This is a genomic window from Cellulomonas hominis (genome assembly GCF_014201095.1).
In the GTDB taxonomy this organism is placed as follows: Bacteria; Actinomycetota; Actinomycetes; order Actinomycetales; family Cellulomonadaceae; genus Cellulomonas; species Cellulomonas hominis.
Genome location: NZ_JACHDN010000001.1, coordinates 1,784,559 through 1,795,359, shown reverse-complemented (window position 1 = coordinate 1,795,359; position 10,801 = coordinate 1,784,559). Strand labels below are relative to the sequence as shown.

Genomic DNA, 10,801 nt, shown 5'->3' with positions numbered 1-10,801 from the left:
CATGCACGTCAGCGAGCTCCCGCTGGTCACGTTCACGATCCTCGCCCAGCTCGCCGTCGGGTCGTTCGTCGTGCTGGGCGTGGTCCAGCTCGTCGCGCGGCGCCGGGGCGGGGCCGCGGTGGTCGACCGGCTGTCGGACCCGGCGCTCTACGCGATCGGCCCCGTGATGGTGCTCGGGCTGCTCGCGAGCATCCTGCACCTCGGCAACCCGATCAACATGCTCCACACGATCCGGCACTGGGACAGCTCGTGGCTCTCCCGGGAGATCCTGTTCGGCTGCACGTTCGCCGCGCTCGGGGCCGCGTTCGCGGTGTGCCAGTGGCGGCACTGGTTCACGCCCGTGCTCCGGCAGGTGCTCGCCGGCGTGACGGCCGTCGTGGGCCTCGGGCTCGTCTACGTCATGTCGATGGTCTACATGCTGCCGACGGTCCCCGCCTGGAACACCTGGGCCACCCCGGTGTCGTTCTTCACCACGACGCTGCTGCTCGGGACGCTGAACATCGGGGCGGCGTTCGTGGGGGTCACCGCGTACCGGCGGCGCCGGGGGCTCGCGACCGACCCGGAGGTGGACGCCCTCCTGCAGCGCACGCTGCGCGGGGTGGCCGTCGCCGCGATCGTCCTCGTGGGCGTCGAGTTCGTCGTCGCCCCGACCTACGCGCTCACGCTGGCCACCGCCGGCGACGGCGCCTCGGCGGTCTCGGCGGACGCGCTGATGATCGGCAGCGGCGCGGCGCTCGTCGTGCGGCTGGTGCTGGTGTTCCTCGGGGCCGCGCTGCTGGGGGTGCTGCTGTACAAGGCCGCGTCGTCGGGACGGCAGCGGATGATGTTCGCGGTCGCGACCGGCGCGTTCGTGCTCGTGCTGGCCTCGGAGGGGCTGGGCCGGGTGCTGTTCTACGAGAGCATGACGCGCATCGGGATGTAGCCCCGTCCCCGCGCGCCGAGGGCCTAGACGTCCTCGGCGCGCTCCCAGTCCGCGGCCAGCGCCTGCAGGCGGGCCACGCGGGCGAGCACCTGGTCGGCGTCGACGGCGGTCCCGGAGTCCCCGGCGGCTCCTGCCGCGCCGGCGGCGAGGCCGACCAGGAACGCGCTCAGCGGGGCGGCCGGGCGGTTGACGCCGTGCGCGACGTCCCGCACCAGGTCCAGCACCGGGTGCGACGACGCGGTCAGCACCGCCGCCGGCACCCCGAGCTCTGCGGACGCCGCCGTCAGCCACCGCTCCATCTCGCCCATCGCCCGCTCCTCCAGTCCGTCGCCCGGGACGCCCGGGTCAGGGTCCCCCGGCCCGCACCCGCCGACGCCGGGACCTTCGGCCCCCGGACCCCGCGCCGCCCGCGCCCACGCTGGTGGGGCACCTCCGACCCCAGGGAACGTCATGTCCACCGGAACGGCCGCCCAGCGCACCGAGCTGGCCCAGCGACTCGACGAGCTCGCCGGCTGCTACACGTTCGTGTCCCGTCTGCTGCTCGCCTCCCCCGACCCGGACCTGCTCGCCCGCATCCGGCAGCCCGGCCTGATGGCGGGGTGGCCGCTGGCCGACGCCGCCTCCCGCGAGGGCGCCGCGCTGCTCGTCCGCGGCGCCGATGCCGAGGTGCTCGTGCTCGCCCGGGACCACCAGGCGCTGTTCATCGGGCCCGGGCCGCTGCTCGCCCCACCGTACGAGTCCGTGCACCGCAGCCGCGACCGCCTGCTGTTCGAGGAGGCGACGTTCGAGGTCCGCGCGGCGTACCGCGCGTACGGCCGGGTGGCCCCGGCGCTGAACAAGGAGCCGGACGACCACCTGGGCCTCGAGCTCGACTTCCTCGCGCACCTCTGCGTGCGGGCCCTGGACGGCCTGGACGCCGGCGACGAGGACGCCACCGACGCCGCCCTGGCCGCGCAGCAGTCGTTCCTGACGGAGCACACCCTGCTCTGGGGGCCGGAGTGCCTGCGGCTGGTGCGGGACCACGCGACGACCGACTTCTACCAGGGGGTCGGGCTGCTCGGGACCGGGCTGCTCGCGCACGCCCGGGACGTCCTCGTCGGGGACTGACGTCGTGCCCGGGCCGGCCGCGGACCCCGACGGCCTCGGCGTGCTCGTCCGGTGGCTGGCGTGGCAGCCGGACCCGCTGCCGCTGCACGCCGTCTGCCCGGACGCCCCCGACCGGGTCCCCGCGCCCCCGCCCCGCCGCGCGGCGGTCGTGCGCCTGCCGTGCTGCCCCGGCGAGCTCCCGGTCTCGGCGTGGCTGGAGCTCGCCGCCGCCGGCGCCGCGAGCGTGACGCTCCACGACCCCCACGCGCCCCTGGACCCGGCGTCCCTGGCGGCCGCCCGCACCCTCCTCCGCTCCGCGGCCCCCGACCGCCGAGGGTGGTGCTCCGCGGACGAGGACGCACCCGCGCGGGCGCCGCGTCGTCCGCGGTTGGGCGCTCGCGCGCGCCGCCGGACCCCGGTGGAGGCCGCCGCGCTCGAGCTGCCCCGCCGGGCGCTGCTCGCGCCGGCGTCCCGCGCGCGGTACGGCGCGCGCGGGCGCGCGGGGACCGAGCGGGGGCGGCTGCTGGCGGTGCTCGAGGTGCTGGGGGTGCCGGCCGACGCCGCGGTCGCGGCGGACGCCGCCGTGCCGCCCGGGGACCCGGCGGCCGGGAGCCGGACGGCCGGAGGACCCGGGGCGGCGACCCCCTCGGGCGCGCTGCTCGACGCCCCGGGCTGCACCGCGTGCGGGACCTGCGTCCGGGCCTGCCCGGAGGGCGCGCTGGCGCTCGTGGACGTCCCCGGCACCGCGGACCTGCTCCTGCGGCAGGAGGTCGCCGCGTGCACGGGCTGCGCGCGCTGCGTCGACCTCTGCCCGGCGGACGCGCTCGTCGCCGCCCCGGCGGACGGCTGGGGCGGCGTGCTCGACGGCGGCCTGCGGGACGTCGCCCGGGTGGCGACACGCGCGTGCGCCCGGTGCGGCGCGGCGTTCGGCGGCGCGGCGTCCGAGGCCCACGGACCCGCCCTGTGCCCGGTCTGCGCCTTCCGCCGCGCGCACCCGTTCGGCTCGGCGGCCCCGGCCGGGGCACCGGCGCCGCCCGGCTAGCCTGTTCCGGTGCAGGTGGTCTCGGATCTGAAGCAGCTGTGGCCCCTCGTCGACTTCCGGCGGCTGCTCACGGTCCGCCTGGTCAGCCAGTGCTCGGACGGCCTGTTCCAGGCGGGGCTCGCCACCCTGTTCTTCTTCTCCCCGGAGAACGCCACGACCGCCACCGGCGTCGCCGCCGCGTTCGCGGTGCTGCTGCTGCCGTTCACCGTCGTCGGCCCGTGGGCCGGCGTGCTGCTCGACCGCTGGCGCCGCCGGCAGGTGCTGCTCGTCGGGAACCTCGTCCGGACCGCGCTCACCGTGCTCATCGCCGTCATCATGGCGACCGCCGGCGTCGGGCCCGTCGTCTACGTGCTGGCGCTGGTCACGCTGTCCGTCAACCGCTTCCTGCTGTCCGCGCTGTCCGCGTCGCTGCCGCGGGTGGTCGCCGGGCCGCTGCTGCTCACCGCGAACTCGATCACCCCCACGCTCGGGACGGTCTCCGCGGGCATCGGCGCCGGCATCGGCCTGCTGCTCGGGCTGGTGCTCCCCGACGGCGGGCCGAAGGACGTCGCCGCGCTGCTCTCCGCCGCCGCGCTGATGTCCGTCGCGTCGCTCGCCGCCACCCGCATCGACCGGGACCGTCTCGGGCCGGACACCCGCGCCGACGCCGGCGAGATGCGCCGGGCGCTGTCCGTCCTCGCGCGCGGGCTCGTCGACGGCGCCCGCTACCTCGTGCGCCGCGGCACCCCCGGCCGGGCGCTGGGCGTCATGGCGGTGCACCGGTTCCTGTACGGGGTCGTGTTCATCTCGAGCATCCTCATCTCGCGGAACCTGCTGTCCGACCCCGCCGACGCCCGCGCCGGCCTGCTGACGTTCGGCGTCGTCGCCGGAGTGACCGGCGCCGGGTTCGCCCTGGCCATCGTCGTGACCCCCGTGGTGTCCCCGCTGATCGGCCCGCACGGCTGGATCACCGTCTGCCTGCTGATGGCCTCGGCCACGCAGGCGCTGCTGGCGGTCACCGTCGCGCGGCCGGCCGTGCTCGCCGGGTCGCTCGTGCTGGGCCTGGCGGCGCAGGGGGCGAAGATCGCCGTCGACACGATCGTGCAGCGGGACACGGCCGACGAGTTCCGGGGCCGCGCCTTCGCGCTGTACGACGTGCTGTACAACGCCGCGTTCGTCGGGGCGGCGGCGCTGGCCGCGGTCGCGCTGCCGGACACGGGCTGGTCGCCCGCGGTGTTCGCGCTGCTCGCGGCGGCGTACCTCGCGACGGCCCTGGTCTACCGCACCCGCGCCACGGAGCCGACCGAGGTCCCGGCCCGCGCCTGACCGGTCGCGCGCCCCCGTCCGCCCGCCACCGCGTGCGGCGGGATCCGCCGAGATCGGTGCTTCGCGCCGAGATCGGTCGGTCGTGCGACCGATCTCGGTCGGGAGGACCGATCTCGACGCCCTCGGCGCCACGGGTCAGGCGCGGTGGGTCTCCCACCAGGCCAGCAGGGCCTCGCGCGCCGCGTCCTCACCGACCGGGCCGTGCTCCATGCGGAGCTCCAGCAGGTGCTTGTACGCCGCGCCGACCTCGCGGCCCGGGCCGATGCCCAGGATCGCCATGATCTGCGTCCCGTCCAGGTCGGGCCGGATCGCGTCGAGCTCCTCCTGCTCCTGGAGCCGGGCGATCCGCTCCTCGAGGTCGTCGTACGCCTCGGACAGCCGGCGCGCCTTGCGGACGTTCCGGGTGGTGCAGTCGGACCGGGTCAGCCGGTGCAGCCGCTCGAGCAGGGGGCCGGCGTCGGTGACGTACCGCCGGACGGCGGAGTCGGTCCACGCGCCCTCGCCGTAGCCGTGGAACCGCAGGTGCAGCTCGGTCAGCCGGGCGACGGCCTGCACGGTGGCCTTGTCGAAGTGCAGCGCCTTGAGCCGCTTCGCGACGAGCTTCGCGCCCACCACCTCGTGGTGGTGGAACGAGACGCCGCCGCCGGACTCGAACCGCCGGGTCGCCGGCTTGCCGATGTCGTGCAGCAGCGCGGCCAGGCGCAGCACCAGGTCCGGGCCGGGCACGGGGCCGTCGGGGCCGGTCTCCAGCGCGATGGCCTTGTCGAGCACGGTGAGCGAGTGCTCGTAGACGTCCTTGTGCCGGTGGTGCTCGTCGATCTCCAGGCGCAGGGCGGGCAGCTCGGGCAGGACGTGCTGGGCGAGGCCGGTGTCGACGAGCACCCGCAGGCCGGGCCGCGGCTGCCGGGACATGAGCAGCTTCACGAGCTCGTCGCGCACGCGCTCGGCCGACACGATGGCGAGCCGGTCCGCCATGTCGGAGGCGGCCGCGAGCGCCGCGTCGTCCACGGCGAACCCGAGCTGGGCGGCGAACCGCGCGGCCCGCAGCATCCGCAGCGGGTCGTCGTCGAACGACTGCCGGGGGTCGACGGGCGTCCGCAGCACGCCGCGCGCGAGGTCGTGCAGGCCGTCGAACGGGTCGACGAACGTCAGCTCGGGCAGCCGGATGGCCATGGAGTTCACGGTGAAGTCGCGCCTCGACAGGTCACCCTCGAGCGAGTCGCCGAACGCGACCTCCGGCTTGCGGGACGTCGGGTCGTACGCGTCGGTCCGGTAGGTGGTGACCTCCACGACGACGTCCTGCGCCCCGCGCCGGCCGTGCCGCTGCGCACCGATCGTGCCGAACGCCCGGCCGATGTCCCAGTGCGCGTCGCCCCAGGCCGCGAGGATCCGCTCGGTCTCGTCGGGCGACGCCGAGGTCGTGAAGTCGAGGTCGGCGCTCGGCCGGCCGAGGAACGCGTCGCGGACCGGACCGCCCACGAGGGCGAGCTCGTGCCCGGCGGCGCGGAACAGCTCCCCGAGCTCGAGGGCGGCGGGCGCGAGGCCCGCGATCACGCCGAGGGCGCGCTTCTGCAGCGCGACCAGCGCCTCGGCGTCGACCACGCCGGCGGTCGGGTCGACGGCGGCGGGGCTCGGGGTCAGGTCGTCGGACGGCACGACGACCAAGCCTGCCAGATCGCCGCCGCACGGGGCCGTTCGTCCACAGGTCCTCCACGGCGTTCCGGCCGGGCTGACGGGCGGAGTCGTTACAGTGGCCTGCATGCCCGAGCCCGCGAGCGCCCTGCCACCGGAGGGCGTGCCCGCGCCGCCCGGGGGGCACGCGCTGCGGATCGACCCGCGCTCACCCCGGACCCGGCACCCCCACCTGCCCGTCGTCGAGGAGACGTCCGCGGGCGGGCTGGTGGTGCGCGTCGAGGCCGGCGTGCACGTCGCGGCCGTCATCGCCCGGCGCAACCGCGCGGGTCGCCTCGAGTGGTGCCTGCCGAAGGGCCACCTCGAGGGGGACGAGACCCCCGAGCAGGCGGCGGTCCGGGAGATCGCCGAGGAGACCGGCATCACCGGGCGGATCGTGCGGCGCCTCGGCACCATCGACTACTGGTTCACCGGCGACGACCGGCGGGTGCACAAGATGGTGCACCACTACCTCCTGGGTGCCGTGGGCGGCGAGCTGACCGTCGAGGGCGACCCGGACGGCGAGGCGGAGGACGTGGCCTGGGTCCCCGTCCTGGACCTGCCGGCGCGGCTGGCCTACCCGAACGAGCGACGACTGGCCGAGACCGCGCACGTGGTCCTGGTCGGCGGGGCATGAGGCTGCGCGGCACGGCGGCGCGCGGGGCGGCGCTGGCGACGGCGGTGCTGGCGGGCGTCCTCGCGCTCGCCGGTGTGCCCGCGGCGCCGGCCACGGCGGCCCCGGCGGACGCAGCAGCGACGGTCCCCGCGGCGCCGGCCACCGACGACCTGCCCGTCAGCGTCTCCGTGACGGGCGTGTCCCCGCAGGTGCTCGAGCCCGGGGACGACCTGACCGTCACGGCCGCGCTGCGCAACGACGGGGACGAGGTCCTCGACTCCCCGCGCGCGTCGGTGCGGATCTACCGGTACCGCATGACGTCGCGCGACGAGCTCGCGCGCTGGGCGGCCAGCGGCACGTCCAGCCCGATCGGCGACGTCGCGGCCACGACGGTCCTCGACGCCCCGCTGGAGCCCGGGCAGTCGCAGACCGTCCAGGTCGTGGTGCCGGCCGACGACATCCGGCTGCTGCGCACCGACAACGCCTGGGGCCCCCGCGGCATCACCCTCGACGTGGGCGACGGTTCCCGGCGGGTCGGTGTGGACCGCACCTTCCTGCTCTGGGGGTCGGCGGACGAGGTGCCGACCGCGCACGTCGGCGTCCTGGCGCCCGTCGTCGGGCCGGCCACCGACCCCGGGCCGCCGGACGAGGAGCAGGACGAGGACGCCGCGCCGCAGCCGTCGGCCTCACCGACGCCGACGCCCACCCCGACCGGCGGCGAGGACGCGGAGGGAGCGGAGGGCGAGGCCGGCGCGGAGGACGAGGCCGGTGCCGAGGACCCCGCCAGCGCCGAGGAGCAGGCCGCCGACGACGCGCTCACCGCGCTCACCGCGTCCGGCGGCCGGCTGTCCCGCCTGCTGCAGGCCACCGGGAGCCACCCGGCGGTCTCCTGGGCGGTGGACCCCGCGCTCGTGGAGTCCGCAGCCGGCGGGTCCCGCGCCGCGCAGGCGTGGCTGTCCGCGATGGAGGCGGCGGCCGACGGGCGCGAGGTGCTCCGCCTGCCCTGGGCCGACCCGGACGTGGCGGCCGTCGCGCACGCCGGGGCGGTGCACCCCGGGTCCGACCTGCTGCGGATGGCGCTGGACGTCACCGGGTCCGGGTCCGAGCTGCTCGGGGACGACGCGGAGCCGCTGCTGTGGGCCGCGGACGACGTCCCGGACGACCTGACGGCGGCCCGCGCCGCCGCCTCGGCCCCGGGCGTGCCGCTCGTGGTCGGGCCGGGCGCGCTGCCCGCCGACGGTTCCGGCACCCCGGGCGCCCCCGTGACGGTCCCCACGGACTCGGGCCCGGTGACCGCGCTCGTGCCCGACGGGACCCTCACCGCGCTGCTGTCGACGCCCGCCTCGGACGAGCCCGGCGTGACGCCCGCGACCGCGGCGCAGCGGATCCTCGCGGAGACCGCCGTGCTCGCCCGGTCGGACGACGCCGACTCCTTCGTCCTGGCGACCACCCCGCGCGACTGGGAGCCGTCGACCGCCCTGGCGACCGCGCAGCTCCAGGCCCTCGAGTCGGCGCCGTGGGTCGAGACCGAGACCGTCGCCGACGTGCTCGCCGCGCACGCCGCGGGCGAGTCCGGCAGCGGCGCCGACCGGGCCGGGCTCCCCGCCGCCGAGCGCGACGGGACGGAGCTCACCCCCGCCTGGGTGAACGCCCTGGCCGCGGACTGGCGGGCGGCGACGGAGTTCGCGAGCGTCGTCGAGGACCCCGACGCGCTGCTCGACGGGCTGGACGCCGACCTCGTCGCGCCCCTCGCCGTCGCCTGGCGCGAGGACCCGGAGGGCCGGGCCGCGGCCGTCGAGAACGCCCGGGCGCGGGCGACCGCGCGGCAGGAGGGGCTGTCGGTCCTGCTGAACGAGCAGTTCACGGTCATCTCGTCCTCCGCACCGATCACCGTCGCGGTGCGCAACGACCTCGACCAGGCCGCCGAGGTCCGCGTCGAGCTCCGGCCGCACAAGGGCTGCCTGGACACCGCCCGCTCGGACCTCACGACCGTCGCCCCGAACGCCGAGACCTCCGTGACGCTCACGCTGCGCGCGACGGCCAACTGCGACGTCGAGGTCGACGTCAGCCTGGTGTCGGCCACCGGCCGCGAGCTGGCGACCCCGGCGACCTTCTCGGCCCGGGTCGCCCCGACCATCGAGAGCGTCGGCACGATCGTCATCGGCGTGCTGCTCGCCCTCGCGCTGGCGTTCGGGATCTGGCGGACCGTCCGCCGCGGCCAGACCGCCCGGCGCGGCGCGCGCGTCGTCCCCGACCCCGCCCGCGACGACCCCGCGCCCGACGCCACCCCCACCAGCCCCAGTCCCGGACGACAGGACCCCTCATGACCTCCCCGGCCACCGGCGCCGGCGACGCCGACCCGGACGGCACCGCGGCGGGCGCCACCGCCGGCGCGGGCACCGACCCCGCCGCCTCCGACCCTGGCGCGCTGCCCGCCCGCACCGGCCTCGGCCGCTCCTCGATGATCATGGCCTCCGGCACGTTCGCGTCCCGGGTGCTCGGCGTGGTCAACTCCGCGCTGCTCGGCTGGGCGATCGGCCTGACCGGCAGCGTCGCGAACGCGTTCTCCGTCGCGAACAAGCTGCCGAACACGCTGTACCTGCTGATCGCCGGCGGCGTGCTCAACGCGGTGCTCGTGCCGCAGGTGGTGCGCGCGTACCGGCGCCCCGACGGGCAGCACTACGTCGACCGGCTGCTCACCGTGGGCATCGTCCTGCTCGGGGGCCTGGCCGTCGTGCTGACCGCGGCCGCGCCGCTGTGGGTCCGGTTCTACTCGCAGTTCGCGGACCCCCGGGTCACGGCCGTGGCGACCGCGCTGGCGTTCTGGTGCATCCCGCAGGTGTTCTTCTACGGCCTGTACTCGCTGCTCGGGCAGGTGCTCAACGCGCGCGGGTCCTTCGGTCCGTACATGTGGGCGCCGGTCATCAACAACGTCGTCTTCATCGCGGGCCTGCTGGTCCTCGTGCAGGTCTACGGCACCGTCGACGAGGCGACCCGCGTCACGGAGTGGAGCGCCGGGCAGACCGCCGTGCTCGGCGCCGCGGCGACCCTCGGGATCGTCGCGCAGGCGCTCGTCCTGCTGGTCCCGCTCTACCGCAGCGGGTTCCGGTACCGGCCGCGCTGGGGGCTGCGCGGCTCGGGCCTCGGTTCCGCCGGGCGCGTCGCCACCTGGACGTTCCTCGGGCTGCTGATCGGGCAGGTCGGGGTCTGGCGGATCAGCGTCGTGGCGTCGTCGGTCGGCGACGCGAGCAACGCCGGGAACGCGGTCTACGACCGGGCCTTCCTCATCTTCATGCTGCCGCACTCCCTGGTGACCGTGTCGCTGGCGACCGCGCTGTTCACGCGGCTCGCGGGCCGGGCCGCCGCCGGGGACCGGCACGGCGTGCGGGCCGACCTGTCGCTCGGGCTGCGCACCGTCGGGGTGTTCACGGTGCTGGCGACCGTGGGGATCGCGGTGCTCTCCACGCCCCTGGCGCGGGCGATGTTCCCCACCGAACCCGACTCCGCCGTCGAGGCGCTGGCGCTGGTGGTCGTGCCGCTGGTCTTCGGTCTCGTGCCGTTCGGGGTGTGGTCGCTGTGCCAGCGCGTGTACTACGCGTACGAGGACGCGCGGTCGATGGTCCCCGTCCAGGTCGTCATGGCCGTGGTGGTCGTCGGCGGCACGGAGGCCGGCCGCTGGCTGCTGGACGACCGGTACTGGGTCGCCGCGGCCTGTGCCTCGATGGCGGTGTCGTACCTGGTCGGCGCCGGCGTGGCCCTGGTCGCGGTGCGCCGCCGGCTCGGCGGGGTCGACGGCCGGCGGGTCCTCGTGCTGCACGCCAAGGCGGTGGTGGGCGGCCTGGTCGCCGGGGCCGCGGGTCTGGGCCTGCTGGCCGTGCTCGGCCCGGTGCAGACGTTCCGCGAGGCGGTCGTGGCCTGCGTGCTCGGCGCCGTGGTGATGTCCGCGGTGTACGCCGGGGTGCTCGCGCTGCTCCGGGTCGGCGAGCTGCGCCTGCTGGTGCGGCCGGTGCTGCGGCTGGTCGGGCGCGGCCGGTGAGCCGGGCCGTCGCCGCCCGCGTGACCGTCCCCCGCGTGGTCCCCTCGTGGTCCCCCGCGTGGTCCCCAGGCGGCCCGGCGGACCGGCGACGGGAGCCGCTGCGCGTCTAGCATGACGGGGAGC

At 76.8% G+C, this 10,801-nt stretch carries 9 protein-coding genes; 7 read left to right on the top strand and 2 right to left on the bottom strand.

The genetic code is table 11. From position 1 onward, the window contains the following. Nucleotide 1: 1 nt before the first annotated feature. Entirely contained in the window at nt 2-922 is a 921-nt protein-coding gene (locus HNR08_RS08480) for a dimethyl sulfoxide reductase anchor subunit family protein (protein WP_146834571.1), read from the top strand. Nucleotides 923-945: 23 nt separating this feature from the next. Here the strand turns inward: HNR08_RS08480 and HNR08_RS08475 are convergent, their stop codons facing one another. Then, nucleotides 946-1,230, bottom strand: a complete 285-nt coding sequence (locus tag HNR08_RS08475) for a DUF6457 domain-containing protein (RefSeq protein WP_146834573.1) — start codon at nt 1,228-1,230, stop codon at nt 946-948. Between the two features lie 142 nt (nt 1,231-1,372). Here HNR08_RS08475 and HNR08_RS08470 point away from each other — a divergent pair, with 142 nt between their 5' ends. From HNR08_RS08470 to HNR08_RS08460, 3 genes are read left to right on the top strand one after another with little or no spacing between them, the layout of a single operon-like run. After that, nucleotides 1,373-2,029 (top strand): TorD/DmsD family molecular chaperone, encoded by a 657-nt coding sequence (locus tag HNR08_RS08470; protein WP_146834576.1) that lies wholly within the window; start codon nt 1,373-1,375, stop codon nt 2,027-2,029. A 4-nt stretch (nt 2,030-2,033) separates the two neighbouring features. Further along, a complete protein-coding gene (locus HNR08_RS22650; RefSeq protein ID WP_146834579.1) occupies nt 2,034-3,050 on the top strand; it encodes a 4Fe-4S dicluster domain-containing protein in 1,017 nt (338 codons plus the stop codon). Nucleotides 3,051-3,059: 9 nt separating this feature from the next. Beyond that, entirely contained in the window at nt 3,060-4,355 is a 1,296-nt protein-coding gene (locus tag HNR08_RS08460; RefSeq protein WP_146834582.1) for an MFS transporter, read from the top strand. Nucleotides 4,356-4,490: 135 nt separating this feature from the next. Here the strand turns inward: HNR08_RS08460 and HNR08_RS08455 are convergent, their stop codons facing one another. Then, nucleotides 4,491-5,957: a CCA tRNA nucleotidyltransferase gene (locus HNR08_RS08455; RefSeq protein WP_371862364.1), complete on the bottom strand. Its 1,467-nt coding sequence runs from the start codon at nt 5,955-5,957 to the stop codon at nt 4,491-4,493. A 157-nt stretch (nt 5,958-6,114) separates the two neighbouring features. Here HNR08_RS08455 and HNR08_RS08450 point away from each other — a divergent pair, with 157 nt between their 5' ends. From HNR08_RS08450 to murJ, 3 genes are read left to right on the top strand one after another with little or no spacing between them, the layout of a single operon-like run. After that, the gene (locus HNR08_RS08450) at nt 6,115-6,663 is read left to right on the top strand and encodes an NUDIX hydrolase (RefSeq protein WP_146834588.1); all 549 of its coding nucleotides are present in this window, start codon (nt 6,115-6,117) and stop codon (nt 6,661-6,663) included. Further along, complete coding sequence (locus tag HNR08_RS08445; RefSeq protein ID WP_168431889.1) at nt 6,660-8,969, top strand: DUF6049 family protein; 2,310 nt, start codon at nt 6,660-6,662, stop codon at nt 8,967-8,969. The genes HNR08_RS08450 and HNR08_RS08445 overlap by 4 nt, the downstream gene beginning before the upstream one ends. After that, nucleotides 8,966-10,678: a murein biosynthesis integral membrane protein MurJ gene (murJ, locus tag HNR08_RS08440; RefSeq protein WP_246803155.1), complete on the top strand. Its 1,713-nt coding sequence runs from the start codon at nt 8,966-8,968 to the stop codon at nt 10,676-10,678. Before HNR08_RS08445 ends, murJ begins: the two co-directional genes overlap by 4 nt. Nucleotides 10,679-10,801: the final 123 nt, after the last annotated feature.

Excerpts from the sequence above, each read along its gene's own strand:
- HNR08_RS08480 (WP_146834571.1), top strand. The coding sequence starts at position 2 with ATGCACGTCAGCGAGCTCCCGCTGGTCACGTTCACGATCCTCGCCCAG.
- HNR08_RS08475 (WP_146834573.1), bottom strand. The coding sequence starts at position 1,230 with ATGGGCGAGATGGAGCGGTGGCTGACGGCGGCGTCCGCAGAGCTCGGG.
- HNR08_RS08470 (WP_146834576.1), top strand. The coding sequence starts at position 1,373 with ATGTCCACCGGAACGGCCGCCCAGCGCACCGAGCTGGCCCAGCGACTC.
- HNR08_RS08450 (WP_146834588.1), top strand. The coding sequence starts at position 6,115 with ATGCCCGAGCCCGCGAGCGCCCTGCCACCGGAGGGCGTGCCCGCGCCG.
- HNR08_RS08445 (WP_168431889.1), top strand. The coding sequence starts at position 6,660 with ATGAGGCTGCGCGGCACGGCGGCGCGCGGGGCGGCGCTGGCGACGGCG.
- murJ (WP_246803155.1), top strand. The coding sequence starts at position 8,966 with ATGACCTCCCCGGCCACCGGCGCCGGCGACGCCGACCCGGACGGCACC.